Annotated in this window: 18 protein-coding genes; 13 read left to right on the top strand and 5 right to left on the bottom strand. The window is 69.9% G+C overall.

Annotated features, from left to right (window positions below):
* Positions 1 to 219 precede the first annotated feature (219 nt).
* The 6 genes from infA (at position 220) to rplQ (ending at position 3,312) form a co-directional block, all read left to right on the top strand.
* On the top strand, positions 220 to 441 hold the full coding sequence (gene infA / locus AYL44_RS10845) for a translation initiation factor IF-1 (protein ID WP_017201569.1): 222 nt from the start codon (positions 220 to 222) through the stop codon (positions 439 to 441).
* 66 nt (positions 442 to 507) lie between these two features.
* Positions 508 to 624, top strand: a complete 117-nt coding sequence (gene rpmJ / locus AYL44_RS10840) for a 50S ribosomal protein L36 (RefSeq protein WP_005050492.1) — start codon at positions 508 to 510, stop codon at positions 622 to 624.
* A 148-nt stretch (positions 625 to 772) separates the two neighbouring features.
* The gene (gene rpsM / locus AYL44_RS10835; protein ID WP_064003314.1) at positions 773 to 1,147 is read left to right on the top strand and encodes a 30S ribosomal protein S13; all 375 of its coding nucleotides are present in this window, start codon (positions 773 to 775) and stop codon (positions 1,145 to 1,147) included.
* Between the two features lie 34 nt (positions 1,148 to 1,181).
* The gene (gene rpsK / locus AYL44_RS10830) at positions 1,182 to 1,580 is read left to right on the top strand and encodes a 30S ribosomal protein S11 (protein WP_018171470.1); all 399 of its coding nucleotides are present in this window, start codon (positions 1,182 to 1,184) and stop codon (positions 1,578 to 1,580) included.
* A gap of 116 nt (positions 1,581 to 1,696) precedes the next feature.
* Positions 1,697 to 2,686, top strand: coding sequence for a DNA-directed RNA polymerase subunit alpha (locus AYL44_RS10825; RefSeq protein ID WP_064003313.1), 990 nt, complete (start codon positions 1,697 to 1,699; stop codon positions 2,684 to 2,686).
* A 56-nt stretch (positions 2,687 to 2,742) separates the two neighbouring features.
* The gene (gene rplQ / locus AYL44_RS10820; RefSeq protein WP_064003312.1) at positions 2,743 to 3,312 is read left to right on the top strand and encodes a 50S ribosomal protein L17; all 570 of its coding nucleotides are present in this window, start codon (positions 2,743 to 2,745) and stop codon (positions 3,310 to 3,312) included.
* Positions 3,313 to 3,542: 230 nt separating this feature from the next.
* Here the strand turns inward: rplQ and AYL44_RS10815 are convergent, their stop codons facing one another.
* Positions 3,543 to 5,486: an acyltransferase family protein gene (locus tag AYL44_RS10815; protein ID WP_064003311.1), complete on the bottom strand. Its 1,944-nt coding sequence runs from the start codon at positions 5,484 to 5,486 to the stop codon at positions 3,543 to 3,545.
* Between the two features lie 193 nt (positions 5,487 to 5,679).
* On the opposite strand from AYL44_RS10815, the gene AYL44_RS10810 reads away from it, so the two are divergent.
* From AYL44_RS10810 to truA, 3 genes are read left to right on the top strand one after another with little or no spacing between them, the layout of a single operon-like run.
* On the top strand, positions 5,680 to 6,522 hold the full coding sequence (locus tag AYL44_RS10810) for a universal stress protein (RefSeq protein WP_064003310.1): 843 nt from the start codon (positions 5,680 to 5,682) through the stop codon (positions 6,520 to 6,522).
* A gap of 42 nt (positions 6,523 to 6,564) precedes the next feature.
* Positions 6,565 to 7,470 carry a PfkB family carbohydrate kinase gene (locus tag AYL44_RS10805; protein WP_064003309.1) on the top strand — a complete coding sequence of 302 codons (906 nt, stop codon included), beginning with the start codon at positions 6,565 to 6,567 and terminating at the stop codon, positions 7,468 to 7,470.
* Between the two features lie 22 nt (positions 7,471 to 7,492).
* The gene (gene truA / locus AYL44_RS10800) at positions 7,493 to 8,335 is read left to right on the top strand and encodes a tRNA pseudouridine(38-40) synthase TruA (protein WP_064003308.1); all 843 of its coding nucleotides are present in this window, start codon (positions 7,493 to 7,495) and stop codon (positions 8,333 to 8,335) included.
* Between the two features lie 79 nt (positions 8,336 to 8,414).
* On the opposite strand, the gene AYL44_RS10795 is transcribed toward truA, so the two are convergent.
* Entirely contained in the window at positions 8,415 to 8,978 is a 564-nt protein-coding gene (locus AYL44_RS10795) for a hypothetical protein (protein WP_064003307.1), read from the bottom strand.
* A gap of 228 nt (positions 8,979 to 9,206) precedes the next feature.
* Here AYL44_RS10795 and AYL44_RS10790 point away from each other — a divergent pair, with 228 nt between their 5' ends.
* From AYL44_RS10790 to AYL44_RS10780, 3 genes are all read left to right on the top strand, one after another.
* Positions 9,207 to 9,824 (top strand): hypothetical protein, encoded by a 618-nt coding sequence (locus tag AYL44_RS10790; RefSeq protein WP_231872785.1) that lies wholly within the window; start codon positions 9,207 to 9,209, stop codon positions 9,822 to 9,824.
* A 161-nt stretch (positions 9,825 to 9,985) separates the two neighbouring features.
* Positions 9,986 to 10,819, top strand: coding sequence for a hypothetical protein (locus tag AYL44_RS10785; RefSeq protein WP_064003305.1), 834 nt, complete (start codon positions 9,986 to 9,988; stop codon positions 10,817 to 10,819).
* A gap of 20 nt (positions 10,820 to 10,839) precedes the next feature.
* The gene (locus tag AYL44_RS10780; protein ID WP_064003304.1) at positions 10,840 to 12,558 is read left to right on the top strand and encodes a glycosyltransferase family 2 protein; all 1,719 of its coding nucleotides are present in this window, start codon (positions 10,840 to 10,842) and stop codon (positions 12,556 to 12,558) included.
* Between the two features lie 105 nt (positions 12,559 to 12,663).
* On the opposite strand, the gene AYL44_RS10775 is transcribed toward AYL44_RS10780, so the two are convergent.
* Complete coding sequence (locus tag AYL44_RS10775; protein ID WP_231872784.1) at positions 12,664 to 13,704, bottom strand: response regulator transcription factor; 1,041 nt, start codon at positions 13,702 to 13,704, stop codon at positions 12,664 to 12,666.
* 84 nt (positions 13,705 to 13,788) lie between these two features.
* Positions 13,789 to 14,799 (bottom strand): glycoside hydrolase family 6 protein, encoded by a 1,011-nt coding sequence (locus tag AYL44_RS10770; protein WP_231872783.1) that lies wholly within the window; start codon positions 14,797 to 14,799, stop codon positions 13,789 to 13,791.
* A gap of 31 nt (positions 14,800 to 14,830) precedes the next feature.
* Here AYL44_RS10770 and AYL44_RS10765 point away from each other — a divergent pair, with 31 nt between their 5' ends.
* On the top strand, positions 14,831 to 15,526 hold the full coding sequence (locus AYL44_RS10765; protein WP_064003302.1) for an endonuclease/exonuclease/phosphatase family protein: 696 nt from the start codon (positions 14,831 to 14,833) through the stop codon (positions 15,524 to 15,526).
* A 2-nt stretch (positions 15,527 to 15,528) separates the two neighbouring features.
* On the opposite strand, the gene AYL44_RS10760 is transcribed toward AYL44_RS10765, so the two are convergent.
* Positions 15,529 to 16,086, bottom strand: coding sequence for a hypothetical protein (locus AYL44_RS10760; protein ID WP_064003301.1), 558 nt, complete (start codon positions 16,084 to 16,086; stop codon positions 15,529 to 15,531).
* Positions 16,087 to 16,138: the final 52 nt, after the last annotated feature.

Below are 16,138 nucleotides of genomic sequence, written 5' to 3'. Positions count from 1 at the left end.
ATCACCAGCGAGATGCGTGCCATCGGATGGTGAATCGGCACGTGGATGGTGACTCGGCGAAGAACAATCGCGGGCTGAGCGCGCGGCGGCGACACGCCGAGTGGCGGGTCGCCCCGATATCACGTACACTAAATCTTTGGTGCGTTGCGCCTGTTTCGGCGTGTCACCACAATCCCCACTCACCGCAGACCGACCGGTCTGCCAACTGTAAGCGAGCGTATGGCGAAGAAAGACGGTGTCATCGAGATCGAGGGTGTGATCTCCGAGGCTCTGCCGAACGCGATGTTCCGCGTCGAGCTGAGCAACGGTCACAAGGTCCTGGCCACGATCTCCGGAAAGATGCGGCAGAACTACATCCGCATCATCCCCGAAGACCGTGTCGTCGTGGAGCTCTCGCCTTACGACCTCACGCGCGGTCGCATCGTCTACCGCTACCGCTGAGACCGGTCGAGAAGTAACGCCCCGCACACCCGTGTGCGTCGGCGAAGACAGCGAATCAGGAAAATCATGAAGGTCAACCCCTCCGTCAAGCCCATCTGCGACCACTGCAAGGTCATCCGCCGCCACGGTCGCGTCATGGTCATCTGCAAGTCGAACCCGCGTCACAAGCAGCGCCAGGGCTGATGGGATGCCGCGCCCCGGCGCGGCCTCGCAGGCTCACAACTGAACACATCTCGGCAGGATCAGAACCCGCTCAGCGGGGGACACCTCGGGTCGGAGGCCCGGGCACCGATCCTGCTCCACACCTCCACTTACTCCTAGGAGACATCGCATGGCACGTCTTGCCGGCGTTGACATCCCGCGCGACAAGCGCGTGGTGATCGCCCTCACCTACATCTACGGCATCGGCCGTACCCGCTCCGTCGAGATCCTCAGCTCGACCGGCATCGACGAGTCGATCCGCGTCAAGGACCTCACCGACGACCAGCTGGTCGCTCTCCGCGACCACATCGAAGGCACTTACAAGGTGGAGGGTGACCTGCGCCGCGAGGTCGCCGCAGACATCCGCCGCAAGGTCGAGATCGGCTCGTACGAGGGTATCCGCCACCGTCGCGGCCTGCCCGTGCGCGGCCAGCGCACGAAGACCAACGCGCGTACCCGCAAGGGTCCCAAGCGCACCGTCGCCGGCAAGAAGAAGGCGCGCTAAAGCGCGGCCGCCACAGGTTTAGGAGAACACTCACATGGCACAGGCCAAGTCCGCTGCGCGCAAGCCGCGCCGCAAGGAGAAGAAGAACATCGCGCTGGGCCAGGCCCACATCAAGTCGACGTTCAACAACACGATCGTTTCGATCACCGACCCCTCGGGTGCGGTCATCAGCTGGGCCTCCTCGGGTGGCGTCGGCTTCAAGGGCTCGCGCAAGTCGACCCCGTACGCCGCCGGTATGGCCGCCGAGTCCGCTGCGCGTCAGGCGCAGGAGCACGGCGTCAAGAAGGTCGACGTCTTCGTCAAGGGCCCCGGCTCGGGCCGCGAGACCGCGATCCGTTCGCTGACGGCCGCCGGCCTCGAGGTCGGTTCGATCCAGGACGTCACGCCTCAGGCCCACAACGGCTGCCGCCCCCCGAAGCGCCGCCGCGTCTGATCCTCGACGGATGCCGGGGGTGCGACGTGCGTCGTGCCCCGGCATCCCGGTCACAACTCAACACTTCACCAACTGCACGTGTCATATAGCGGTCACGTGACTGAAAGGAACACATAGTGCTCATTGCACAGCGTCCCACTCTGACCGAGGAGAAGGTCGGCGACTTCCGCAGCCGATTCGTCATCGAGCCCCTCGAGCCGGGCTTCGGCTACACGATCGGCAACGCGCTGCGTCGCAGCCTGCTGTCGTCGATCCCGGGTGCCGCGGTCACCAGCATCCGCATCGACGGCGTGCTGCACGAGTTCAGCACCGTCCCGGGTGTCAAGGAGGATGTCACCGAGATCATCCTCAACATCAAGCAGCTGGTGGTCTCCAGCGAGCGCGACGAGCCCATCACCGCGTACCTGCGCAAGACGGGCGCCGGCGAGGTCACGGCCGCCGACATCTCCGCTCCCGCGGGTGTCGAGGTCCACAACCCCGACCTGGTCATCGCGACGCTCAACGACTCGGCGAAGTTCGAGCTCGAGCTGACGATCGAGCGCGGCCGCGGCTACGTCTCGGCCACGCAGAACCGCAACGAGTACGCCGAGGCCGGTCAGATCCCGATCGACTCGATCTACTCGCCCGTCCTCAAGGTCAGCTACCGCGTCGACGCCACCCGTGCCGGTGAGCGCACCGACTTCGACAAGCTCGTCCTGGACGTCGAGACCAAGTCGTCGATCAGCCCCCGCGACGCCGTCGCGTCGGCCGGTCGCACGCTGGTCGAGCTGTTCGGTCTCGCCCGCGAGCTGAACGTCGAGGCCGAGGGCATCGAGATCGGCCCCGCGCCGGTCGCCGAGGTCATGACCAACGAGCTCTCGATGCCGATCGAGGACCTCGACCTGTCGGTCCGCTCGTACAACTGCCTCAAGCGCGAGGGCATCAACACGGTGTCCGAGCTCGTCGCCCTTTCGGAGACGCAGCTCATGAACATCCGCAACTTCGGTCAGAAGTCGGTCGACGAGGTCAAGGACAAGCTCGTCTCGCTCGGCCTGTCGCTGAAGGACTCGGTCCCCGGGTTCGACGGTGCGCACTTCTACGGCGGCTACGACGACGAGACCGTCTGAGCGGACTCCGGTTCGCCCCGGTCCACTGACTGAATTTCTTTCCAGGAGTAATTGACATGCCCAAGCCCACGAAGGGTGCCCGCCTCGGTGGCGGCCCCGCCCACGAGCGTCTTCTGCTTGCGAACCTCGCTGCCGCGCTGTTCACGCACAAGTCGATCACCACGACCGAGACCAAGGCCAAGCGCCTGCGTCCGTTCGCCGAGCGCCTGGTGACGTTCGCCAAGCGCGGCGACCTGCACGCTCGCCGTCGCGTCCTGTCGGTCATCGGCGACAAGTCCGTCGTGCACGAGCTCTTCGCCGAGATCGCGCCGCTGGTCGCCGAGCGTGAGGGTGGCTACACCCGCATCACGAAGGTCGGCAACCGCAAGGGCGACAACGCGCCCATGGCCGTGATCGAGCTCGTCCTCGAGCCCGTCACGCCGAAGGCGAAGTCGTCGAAGAAGGCTGCTCCGGCCGCCGCTGCTCCGGCCGCCGAGGAGCCCGCTGCTGAGGAGACCGAGGTCGAGAGGCCCGCTGAGGACGCCGCCGACGCCGGTGCCGAGTCGCCCGAGGAGGGCGCTGCTGCCGAAGCCACCGCCGAGGACGCCGTCGCGTCCGACGACGAGAAGGCCGACGAGGCCAAGTAAGGCTCCCTCCCCGGAGGGAATTCGAGGGCCCGCCCCCGTTTCGGGGCGGGCCCTTTCTCGTACCCGCGCGGGGGCGTCGGGCCGCCGCCTCCCTGGCCACATCATGTGCTCGCAACGACATCACACGCTGTGCACGGTCCAGAACGTGTGCCCTCGTCCGGAGCACATGATGTGGATGCGGAGGGGGCGTCGCTCGGCGGGCGCGGTGGCGGGGAGCGGTCCTGAGAGGGTCAGCGCGCGGCGTCGAAGGTCTGGGCGACGGCCCACTGGGCGAGCTCGACGCGGTAGCGCAGCTGCGCGCGGCTGTTCTCGACACCGTCGATCGCGTCGGCCACGGCGTCGGCGTAGCGCTGTCCGCCACGGGCGCCGGGGTGGATGCCGTCGCCCGCCAGCAGGTCTTCGTGACCGCTGATCGCCGCCGACCAGTCTGCGATCGCGACCCCAGGGGTGTGCTGCGCGAAGGCCTCGAGCTCCTCGTTGACGCCCGGGATCCAGTCGCGGGGCGCGTGGGCGGTCACGAGCACGAGCGTGCGGTGAGGGCCGACATCCTTCTTCAGGCGCGCGAGGTCGTCGGGGTCCACCGGTCCGTTCGTGCCGAGACCCACGACGACGTAGTCGCGCAGCTGTCCGCGCGCGGCGAGACGGTCGACGATCGCGACGCCGGCCCCCATCGAGCGGGACACCTTCGCGTCGACTTGGGCGCCCGGCATCCGGTCGAGGAGGCCGCCGGCGGACGCGAGCATCACGGAGTCGCCGACGAGGGTCACGCGCGCTCCGGCGACACGGACGGAGGCGGGCGGTGCGGGGCGGCCGTCCGGCGGGGTGCAGAGTCCCTCGTCGTCGCTGAGGTGCGCGGACGGGCACTCCGGACGCAGCACGGCGTCGTCGCTGCGGAGGGCGGCGCCGGGCAGCGTCGCGTGATGCGAGCGGGAGGATGCCGCGTCGAGGGCCGCGCGTCCGTCGCGGACGGCCGCTTCGCTCGAGGCCATCGTCGGCGCGTCGGCGACCGCCGCGGTCGTGCCGGCGACGACGAGGAGCCCTGCGGCCATCGCGGCCGTGGCGGTGAGGCGTCGCACGGGGCCGCCGCGGAACGCGCGCCCGGCGGACCGAAGCGACGCGCGGAACCCGAGCCGGCGTACCGGCTGCTCGATGAAGCGGAACGACACCTCGGCGGCGACCAGCGTGAGCGCCAGGGTGAGGAGCGCGACCTCGACCGGGACGGCGACGTCGGGGGAGGAGCGCGTGGTCGCGACCGTCAGGATGACGACGAGAGGCCAGTGCCAGAGGTAGATCCCGAAGGACCGCTCGCCGATCCAGCGCAGCGGCGCGACGTCCAGCGCCTGTCCGAGGCGCGAACCCGCGCGCACGGCTGACGCGATCGCCACGACGGTCAGGACGGATGCCGCGACGAGAAGCCCGGGGAAGGTCTCGATCCCGTCGCCCGGCGTCACGAACGCGAGCCCGATGACCCCGGCGATCGCCGCGCCGCCGACCACGGCAGGCACGCCGCCGCGGCGCTCCGCCGGGCGCAAGAAGGCGAGGGCGACGCCGAGCAGCAGACCGAAGGCGTGCGTGTCCGTGCCGAAGTACACGCGGGTCGCGCCGCTGCCGGCGAGGAGCACCGCGGCCAGGACGGATGCCGCCGCCAACCCGACGGCGACGGGCACGCGGCCTCGTCGCAGCCTCAGGACGAGCGGCAGTAGCAGCGGCCAGAGCAGGTAGAACTGCTCCTCGACGGCGAGGGACCAGAGGTTCCGCAGCAGTTCGGGCGCGGAGGAGTCGAGACCGCCGCCGAAATAGGACGACCCGTTCGCGACGGCCACCCAGTTGTACGAGAACGTCGTCGCACCGAGCAGCTGACCGCCGAGACCCACGAGGATGTCGCCGCCCACCATCCAGGCGAGCGACGCGGTCACGAGGACGACGACCCCGATCGCGGGCAGCAGGCGGCGAGCCCGCCGCCGCCAGAAGTCCAGCAGGCCGATCCGACCGTGCTCGTCGCGCTCGCGGAGGAGCAGGGTCGTGATGAGGAACCCGGAGATCACGAAGAAGACGTCGACACCGAGGAACCCGGCGGGCAGCGCCGGGAACAGGTGGTACACGACGACCAGCAGGACCGCGACGGCGCGGAGTCCGTCGAGGCCTGGCAGGCGCGCGGAAGAAGGTCGAGTCATGTCGAAGCGGGGGAGGGGTCTCGAGGCGAGCGGGCGATTCGCGGCATCCAGTCTAGGTCGGCATCCTGAACGGGCCCGCCCCTTCCCGCCTCGCCCGTGGCCGGGATAGGTTGGCATCACCGAGACACGGACGAGCGCCCGCAGACGTCACCGCGATCCGGCAGGCGCGTCGCCCCCAGAAGGGACGTGCAGCATGGCCGGAAAGATCATTATCGGAGTCACGGGTGCCCCGGTGTCGCGCCGTGCCGTGGACTGGGCCGTGACCCGTGCCGCCCAGCGCCGGCAGGCGGTCGAGCTGGTCTCGGTCGTCGGCGGCGCGGTCGGGGCCGTCGGCGAGGCCGAGGTGCTCGGTGCGGCGCAGACCGCGACGCAGCGTCTGCTCGACGGCGAGGCGGCGCGGGTGGCGGATGCCGGGGTCCCGGTCACGACCCGCGTCGAATCCGGCAACCCCGTCACCAAGCTGATCGAAGCCGCCGCGGACGCCGCGCTCCTCGTCATCGGCAGCGACTACCGGGGACCGGGGACCGGCCCGGCACGCGGGGTGCACGGCATCCGGATCGCGGCGGGCGCGAAGTGCCCCGTCGTGGTCGTCCCCGACCGCGATCTCGGGGAGGGGATGGGGATCGTCGTCGGCATCGACGGGTCCGAGGTGTCCGAGCACGCGATCGAGTTCGCCGCCGCCGAGGCGGACCGGCTCGGCGAGCCGCTCATCGCGGTGAACGTCTGGACGCCGGTGCACACGCCGCGGAACGCGATGGAGGTCTACCCCGACCTCTACCTCGCGAACATGCAGTCCACGGCCGAGGAGGTGCTGGCGCTGTCCGTCGCCGGCCTGTCGTCGCGCTACCCCGACCTGCGCATCGTCCGCCGCGTCGAGCGCGGTCATCCGTCGCAGGTGCTGGCCGGGATCGCCGCCGACGCCCGCATGGTCGTCGTCGGCACCCACGGCCGGGGTGCGCTCGCCCGCTTCCTGCTCGGGTCGATCAGTCAGGAGCTCCTCTCGCACCTGCCGACCATCACCGCCGTCGTCCGCTGACATCGACGTGCGCGCCCGCGGGCGACGTGCGAAAGTGAGGGCATGACCTCTCGGCACGCCGTCCTCGTCCTCGGCGAAGCGCTCATCGACATCGTGGAGCGGGACGGCGGTGACGCCGAGTTCGTCGGCGGCAGTCCCGCGAACGTGGCCGTCGGCATCGCGCGGCAGGACGTGCCGGCGACCCTGCTGACGCGCCTCGGCCGCGACGACCGCGGCCGGCGGATCGCCGATCAGGTGACCGCGTCGGGTGCGGTCGTCCACGAGGCGTCCTGGACGGATGCCGCGACCTCCACCGCCCGTGCCCGGCTGCGCGCCGACGGCTCGGCCGAGTACGACTTCGACATCGTGTGGGCGCTCGAGGCCGACGCGGCGGCGGACGCGGCAGCGGCGGCATCCGTCGTCCACTCCGGATCGATCGCGCTGTTCCTGCAGCCCGGGGGAGAGGTCGCGCTCGCGACCCTCGAACGCGCCCGGCAGGCGGGCCGTGTCGTGACGGTCGACCCGAACGTGCGGCCGGCGCTCGTCGGACCCGACCCGCGGCCGGTCGCCGAGCGGGCATTCGCGGCGGCGACGCTGGTGAAGCTGAGCGATGAGGATGCCGAGGCGCTCTACCCGGGTGTGCCCGCCGCGCGCGTGCTCGAGACCATCGCCGCCCGGGGGTCGCAGATCGTCGTGATGACGCGCGGCGGCGAGGGCGCCCTCGCGCTCGGGCCGTCGGGTCTCGTCGAGGTCGCGCCGCTCGTCGTCGACGTCGCCGACACGATCGGCGCGGGCGACGCGTTCATGGCGAGCCTCATCACGAGCCTCGTCGACGACCCCGGACTGCTCGCGGGCGACGCTGACGCTTTGCCGCGCGCGCTCCGCCGCGCCGTCGTGACGGCAGGGATCACCGTGTCGCGGCCCGGCGCCAACCCGCCCACGCGCGCGGAGGTCGACGCGGCAGTCTGACCGGCGCGGATAGGCTGACACCGTGCGCCTGCGGATCGATCTCGCCTACGACGGCACCGACTTCCGAGGCTGGGCGCGGCAGCCGGGCCTGCGGACCGTGCAGGGGACGCTCGAGGCGGCGATCGCCCGCATCCTCGGCGGAGACCCGCGGCTCGTGGTCGCGGGTCGGACGGATGCCGGGGTGCACGCTTCGGCGCAGGTGGCTCACCTCGACCTGACCGACGGGCAGGAGCGCCGGCTGCTGTCGGGACGGCGACCGGAGCCCGAGGCGCTCGCGGCGCGCATCAACGGTGTGCTCGGTCCGTACCCGGATGTGGCCGTGCACCGCGTGAGCGTGGCGCCCGAGGGCTTCGACGCGCGTTTCTCCGCCGTGTGGCGGCGGTACGCCTACCGCGTCGCGGACCGGACGACCGGCTACGACCCGCTCGAGCGCGGACGCACGACCTGGGTCGCGGCGCATCTCGATGTGGCGTCGATGGATGCCGCCGCCCGCAGCCTGCGCGGACTGCACGACTTCGCCGCCTACTGCAAACCGCGCGAGGAGGCGACCACGATCCGGACGCTGCTCGAGTACGGCTGGCGCCGTGAGGAGTCCGGCGTCCTCGTCGCCTCGGTGAAGGCGGATGCGTTCTGCCACAGCATGGTGCGCGCGCTCGTGGGCGCCTGCGTCGCGGTCGGGGAGGGGCGCATCGGAGTGGACCGTGTCGCCGAGATCCGCGACGAGCTGGTCCGCACGAACGAGGTGAAGGTGCTCGCCGCCCGCGGGCTGACGCTCACCGAAGTCGGCTACCCAGCGGATGATCTGCTGGCCGCGCGCGCGGAGCAGACCCGGGCCCGACGGGAACTGGGCGCCGTCGACGACTGAGCCCCGATGACGCGAGAAACGGGAGAACCCCCGGACCGTGGCCCGGGGGTTCTCCCATTTGCGATGGTTCGCGAGTGCCTTATGCCCGACGCGTGCGGCGGACCGAGGTCGCGACCGCGATGCTCGCACCGGCGAGGACGAGGATGCCGCCGCCGACCCAGAGGCCGAGGAGCGCGTCACCGTCGAAACCGGTGTCACCGAGGGCGGGTCCGCCGGCGCTGCCGCCGTCGCTGTCCGAGCCGCCGGATGCAGCCGCGAGCGCGATCGTCACGGTCTCGGCGGCGCCGCTCTCAGCGCCAACTGCGGCCAGGGTGTAGGTACCGGTCGCGTTGTCGGGGAGGGTGACGGTGGCCGTGGCCGCGCCGTCTTCGCTCGCGTCCTTCGTGACAGACGTGGAGGTCACAGCAAAGGACACGAAGGCGAGGTTGTCGGCGCCGATGCCCTCACCCGTCAGGGTGAAGGTGACCTGCTCGCCCGGCTCGAAGCCGGTGAACTGAACGGGAGCCGTGCCGCCGGGGGTGACCGTGATGGTCTCGGGGCCGGCGGGGGTCGGAGTGTAGGCGCTCGCGACGGCCGGAGCCGCGAAGACCGCCGCGATGGCGACGGCGAGAGCCGCCGCAGCCTTGCTGATCTTGTGCTTCATGGTGCTTCTTTCGGTCGTCGTGAGTTCGGGGCGCAGCGGCAAAAGAAGATCCAACCGACCGCCCCCCGTTGGTTGGACTCTGCCAGTATTCAGGAATTGCTCAGGAATGGCAACTAACGCGGGTTTCGAACAGGTAAACACTGTCGCACTCCGACACATGCGCGTCGGGCGGGCCGCGGCATCCGCACTTGTAGACTGACGGCACCGCAGGGAGGGGTCATGATGCGGATGAGAACCATGCGTCTGGCCGCCGCTGCGGCGATCGTCGGCGGCGCTGCCCTGCTGTCGGGATGCGGCCCGTCCCCGTGGGCCCTGCAGAGCCCGACCCCGACGGCCTCCGCCGCAGTGTCGAGTCCGCCGGTCGTGGTCGCGCCGCCCGTCGAGAACGACCTCTCGAGCGGGTCCACGCAGCGGGACCTGAAGGCGGGCGCCGTGAGCGTCGCCGTCAACTACTGGTCCGACCTGCGGATGGACCGGTGGACGGCGAACGCCGTCAAGCCCGTCAGCCTGTCGCTCGTGACGACCATCACGCCCAACGACGGGCAGAAGGTGTACCTGCAGAAGGCGACCATGCTCGCCGTGCCGGCCAACGCCGAAGAGACCTTCCCCGCGCTCGACCCGCAGATCGACGAGGCGAGCGTGAAGAACGGCTACCTCGTCCTGAAGCCCTACAGCTACTCGCAGACCTTCAACGTCGGGCAGGTTCCCGAGGGCGCGACGTACGTGACTCTGCAGTTCACCTACGACTTCCTCGTGCAGACCAAGCCCAAGGCCGACGAGTACGCGAAGCAGACCGCGACCGACACGGTGACCGTCGCCATCGCGCAGCAGGCGGCATCCGGCTGAACCTCAAGAACCTCAAGGTCCGGTAAAGACCAGCGCGAGGCTTCGCGAAGTCACCGGTGAGCGAGGGTTTCCGACCCTACGGTGAAGACGTGGCACTGGCGGCGGCGACCCGAACCCCGCCGCCGGTGCCCTCCATCCTTCACACCGAACGAGGTTCGCGCATGTCCATCCGTCCCACCGCCCGTCGCCGGCTCGGCGTCGTCGCCCTGGCCGCCGCGGCTGCGCTGTCGCTCTCGGGGTGCGCTCAGGTCGTCGAAGCCTTCAACTCCATCTCGGGGACGAGCGAGAACGTCGCCGCCACCCCCGCTCCGAACGCGACGCCCGCGACCGGGACGGTGGAGATGCCGTTCGACTCGCAGTTCACCTACGACGGCTCGGTGCAGATGACGTACGAGATCGCCGACGGTCTCGACATCATCCTCGACTTCTGGGCCGTCGACTCCAAGCGCACCCGCGAGTGGTACCCCGACAACGCGAAGACCTTCGGCTTCGCGGTCAACGTCAAGGACACCCGCGTCGACGAGAAGGCGGTGCTCAAGCAGAAGCGTCGCGTGTTCCTCTCGAACGTGTCGATCTCGTCGCAGACGGCGCAGTCCTCGAACCAGGTGAGCTCGCCGTTCCAGTTCAGCGCCGACCCCCGCACGCTCGTGCCCACCGACACGATCCGCTCGAGCAAGGGCCTGCTGATCAACAGCTACCAGGGCGGTCTGCTCGTCCCCGAGACGACGATCAACCAGCTGCCGCCGGACACCTACGGGATCACGCTGCAGTTCGCGCTCGACGTCTGGGTCGAGGGGACGGCCGACGACGACAAATCGTTCGTGCAGCAGACGGTCTACCCCGTCATCCCGATTGCGATCTATCCTCGTGAGACAGAGACCGACGGGTCCACGGGGGGCGCAACCGACGGCACGTCGAACGACGACTCCCAGGGAACCACCGGCACCGACGGGTGGACCACCACCCCCGGGTCCGGCGGTCCCACCACTCCGTGAATCCAGTTCGAGGAACCGACGTGACGAGTCCGTACATCCCCGGCCCGCAGGGCTGGCAGCCCGCGCAGCCCCCGGTGGGCGCGCAGCCGGCGGCCGGCGCCTGGCCGGGCCAGGAGCCGCAGTGGGGCCAGCAGCCCGCGTGGCAGGCTCAGGCGCAGCAGCAGCCGCAATGGCAGCAGGCGCAGCAGCAGCCGCAGTGGCAGCAGGCGCAGTCGGCGCAGCCGCAGTGGCAGCAGCCCGCTCCGCAATGGCAGGGCGTCGCCCCGCAGGGTTCCTGGCAGGCGGCCCCCGAAACGGCCGGTTATGCCGCGTCGCCCGGCGGTCCCGGCGAGATCGTCCCGGTGGACGAGTTCGCCGATGACTTCGCCTCGGTGCTCGAGAACCACTCGGTGCACCGGTCGACGATCGGATGCATCATCCCGGCCTACAACGAGGCGGAGTCGATCGCCGACGTCATCCGGTCGCTCCTCGAGCAGAGCCGCGTGCCCGACGTCATCCACGTGGTCGTCAACAACACCTCGGATGACACGGTGAAGATCGCGTCGGAGTTCTCGGGACCGCACGAGGTCGAGACCGAGCTCGGACTGCAGTTCACCGAGGTGTTCGTCCACGACATCGGCAAGAACCCCGACAAGAAGGTCGGCGCGCTCAACTACGGCTACGCCCTCGTCGAGGGGTACGACTACCTGCTCGGCGTGGACGGCGACACGACCGCCGACCGCCGCGCGGTCGAGTACCTCGAGAACGAGGCCGTGTCGGACTCGCGCATCGGCGGCATCTCGGCGATCTACACGATCGACGACCGCCCCATCAAGGGCTTCATCGCCAAGTGGCTGATCGCCGGTCAGCGCACCCAGTTCGCGGCCTTCAACATGCAGAACCTGCTGCGCGGCCGCAACATGGCGGTGCTCGGCGGGCAGTTCTCGATCTTCTCGACGACCGCGCTCCGCGACATCATGAAGGAGAACCACCAGAACTCGCCGTGGGTCAAGGACTCCGAGGTCGAGGACTCGCTGCTCTCCCTGCAGATCAAGTCGGCCGGGTACCTGACGAAGATCAGCCCGTTCGCCCGGGCGGATGTCGGTGGCATGACGACCCTCAAGGGGTACGACGCGCAGCAGGTGAAGTGGACCTACGGCGCCATCGAGCTGATGTGGCCCGGTCAGCGAGGAGACACGAAGGGGCAGCCGTTCCACCCCAACCTTCGTCTGCGCTGGTTCGAGCAATTCTCGATGCTCACGAACTTCTTCGTCCGTGTCGCGTTCATCACACTGCTGATCGCCTCGCTGTCGATCAACGCGTTCGTGTTCTCGCCGTGGTGGTTGATCCCGCCGCTCGTGGCCGCCGGACTGAACCTGCGCATGGCCCGCGCCATGGAGAAGTGCAACTCGCGCGACATCGCCTTCGCCGTGCTGCTGTTCCCCGCCGAGATCTTCATGTGGATCCGCATCAGTCACTTCATCCGGTCGTGGACCCGCTTCCTCTCCAAGAAGAAGGTCGACAACTGGGCCCTGCAGGCGCGGGCCGAGAAGGGCGGCGTGAGCTTCGGACACTGGACGCCCTTCATCATCCTCGCCATCGTCGCCGTCGCGATCGCCGTCATCTGGAACCTGCTCGACCCGATCACCCAGTCCGCGATCCTGTGGGTCGGCTGGCCGATCGTCGGTGTCGTCACGGTCCTGCAGACCCTCACGATGGCCATCAAGCTGTTCCAGCGCCACCAGGGCTACAAGGTCTGACCTCGCCCGTCCCGAACGAAGCCCCCGGAGTTCATCTCCGGGGGCTTCTTCCGTGTGGCCGGGTGCACGAGCGACGCACGCGCACGCGCGGGGGCGGGGCGAGGGTCAGGCGCCGGCGACGGTTTCGGAGGTGAGGCGGTAGCCGACACCCCGGACGGTCTCGATGTACCGGGGGTTGTTCGGGTTGTCGCCGAGCTTGCGGCGCAGGTTCGTCATATGCGCCTCGATCGCGCGCTTGTCGGCCTCGCCGACGAAGTAGCTCGTCACGTACGACTCGCCGCGCAGCACGAGCGTCAGGTCGGCCTTGCTGCGCACACGACGCTTGGATTCCATGAGGGTCGACAGCAGGTCGAACTCCGTGCGGGTGAGCGTCAGCTCGCGCCCCGCGACGAGGACGACCCGGTGCTCGGCGTGCACGGCGAGGTCGCGGTGCACAGTCCAACCGGGTCCGCCCACGGGCGGGACAGCGGATGCCGGGGCCACCGCGTTGCCGGGATGCGCGACCGGCGGCTGGCCGCCGAGATGCGGCATGCCCGGGTGGGGTGCGCCCTGCTGCGGCGCACCCTGGTGCGGAGCGCCCTGCGGCGGCAGGACCACCGCACCGCCCTGCGGCGGCTGGTCGCTGTAGACGGGCGTCATGATGCGCTCGTCGAAGACGGGGGAGGTGGGCACGGCGTCGTGCTGCGGGACGGCGGGTCGCGCGCCCGGGAACGACGGACCGGTCGCTTCCTGCCGCGGCGCGGCGGCGACGGCCGTGCCGGTGGCGCGCGGGCGGCGCAGCAGCGACTCGACGCGCGCACGCAGTTCGCGCGGGCGGAACGGCTTCACGACGTACTCGTCGGCGCCGGCACCGAGGCCGAGGACGACGTCCGCCTCTTCTTCGAGGCCGGTGATCATGATGATGTAGGTGTCGCTCTGCGCACGGATGCGGCGCGCCGCCTCGAACCCGTCGATGCCGGGCATGTTCACGTCGAGGGTCGTGATGAGCGGCTGGTACGAGAGTACGGCGCGGACGCCGTCGATGCCGTTGCCGACCGAGACGGTCGAGAAGCCGGCGGCCTCGAGGACCTCGACGATGAGATGACGGATGTCGGGATCGTCCTCGACGATGACCGCCGTCTTATGCATCGACATCGAATCACTCATCGATGTAGCCCCCGATTCCGGTGTGAAAGTCGGTCCTCATGCTACACAGGCGGCAGGCACCGCCTCGCGCGGTCGCAGCCGCGCTCACCGGACGTCCCGCGTCAGCTCGACGCCGGCTTCGGGCCAGTAGACACCGGCCGCCGGTCCGCCGTTGCACTCGCCGTCGCTCTCGCCCGGCGGTTTGATCCAGAGGTTCGTGTCGACGACGGTGTCGTGGAAGGTGCCGCCCGGCTCGCCGACGAGCTGACCCGGGGGGTTGCACCATTCGCCGCCCGAGGTGGCCGCGCCGCTGCGGGAGGTGTCGACGATGGCGTGCGCACCGTCGAGGAGCGACGACAGGGATGCCGCGTAGGTGAACTCGTCGGCGGGGGACTGGTAGTTCGAGACGTTCGTCACGAAGCCGCGCACCCGGTCGATGACACCGGTCTGCCGGATGAGGTCGGCCATCTTTTGCGGCGGCAGCCAGTTGCTGTGCCCGCCGTCGATGTAGATCCAGGTGTTCGGCGACGTGATCAGGTCGACCGCCGTGCTGAGCTGGCGGGCGCGATCGGCGATGTTGCCGCACTCCTCCGACAGGGCGATGCTGTCGGGCTCGAGCGCGACGATCTTCTGCACGTCGGGCGCGGTTTCGAGGGCCGAGCCGATCTCGCGCAGCCAGACCGGGTAGTCCTGCTCTGACAGGCCGCCGGCGGAGTGGTTGCCGCAGTCGCGCCCGGGCAGCCCGTAGACCACCAGTGCGACGGAGCGACCCTGGTCGCGCGCCTGGGAGATGAGGTCGAGCACGGTCCCGCCGGCGGTGCCGATGGGGTCCTGCTCGGGGGTCAGCCAGTAGGCGGTCGGCTGCGCGGCGAGGTAGTCGGCGGCATCCTTCTGCTCACCGGAGAGCTCGCGCGCGGCTGTGGCGGCCTTCGCCTGGGTCGGCGCGATGACCGTCGTCCCCATCTCGGGGGCGCGCGCCGTGAGCGCATGGAATCCGCGGGTCACGGCGCCTCCGATGACGCCCACGAGCACGAGGACCACGACGAGTCCCAGCACGATGCCCAGGGGGACGAGTACGCGGGCCGGCGGCATCCGCAGCTTCTTCCTGGGAGCCACTCTTGAACTCTAGTCATAGGCTGATACTCCGATGATCACTGTCGTCTCGTACAACCTGCGCAAGCACGCCGCGGCGGGCGAACTCACCGAACTGGTGAGCCGCTACGACGTCGACGTGCTGTGTCTGCAGGAGGTGGACACGACCGACATGCCCGAGCGCATCGGCGGCCTCGTCCTCGCCGATGCGACCCGCTCGAACCGATTGGGCCTGGCGATCTACTACCGCGAGAACGGGTTCCGCGCCGGTGCGAGCCGCACCTTCTCGCTGAAGAAGTCGTTGCACGACATCGTGCTGAAGCCCGCCGACGAGCGGATGCTGGGGCTTCACCTGCATGACATCGATCACGGCACCGACTTCATCGTCGCGTCCTTCCATGCGGCGCCGCTCACCGCGCTGAACTCGCTGCGTCGTCACCAGATCCGGGCGGCGCTGCGCGAGCTGTCGAGCCTCGGCAAGGGGGCGCCGATCCTCATGGTCGGCGACTTCAACTACCCGGTGTTCAAGGAGAACCTGGGGCAGGTGATCCGCGAGAGCGGGTACGAGCTGAGCCTGAGCGACGCGCGCACGTACACGCGGTACAAGTTCTTCAAGGGCTACTACGACTTCGCGACCTCGAGCGGGTTCGAGATCCAGCAGGTGCGGACGCTGCCGCAGGGGGCGAGCGACCACCTGCCGATCCTGGTGACGGCTGAGCCCATCGCGCGGGCGAAGCCCGACGTCGCCTGACGTCAGTCGTCGATCCGGTCGCGTCGGCGACGCAGGCCCGCGGCGACGAGGATGACGGCACCGGCGGCGACGAGGGCGCCGGCGCCGATCCACAGCCCCGTGAGCTGGCTGCCGTCGAAGCCCGCCCGCACGAGCGGGTCGGTGCTCTGGCTGGTGTCGATCACGGCGCTGGCGGTGCCGCCTGCCGAGGTCGCCGAGACGGCGGCGATGTTGTACACCCCGCGGGCGTCGGAGGGCAGGGTGATGCGGACGGTGGGCAGCGCCCCGCTCGCGTCGGACTCGTAGACGGCGCTCGCCGTCGAGACGGCCATGCGCACCATCGCGAAGGTCGCGCCGGCGCCGTTCTCTCCCGTGACGGTGACCGTGACGGTCTCGTTCGGGCCGAACGTGGTGTCGTCGCACGAGAAGCTGACCGTGTCGCCCGGGCCGGCACCGGCGGCATCCGACTGGCAGGCGTCGACCGGCGGGTAGATCGTCGAGGCGTGAGCGGCGACGGGCGCGCCGACGGCCAGTGTCGCGAGGACGGTGGTCGTGAGGAGGGCGCGGGGGAGACGGCGCATGGATGCTGCTTTCAGGCCGGGTACTCACCTGAGTGTAACCGAGGCCGCCCGA

This window comes from Microbacterium oleivorans (genome assembly GCF_001644225.1).
Taxonomy (GTDB): domain Bacteria; phylum Actinomycetota; class Actinomycetes; order Actinomycetales; family Microbacteriaceae; genus Microbacterium; species Microbacterium gawkjiense.
The sequence above is the reverse complement of the archived record's forward strand: the minus strand, read 5'-3'. Positions and strand labels throughout refer to the sequence as shown.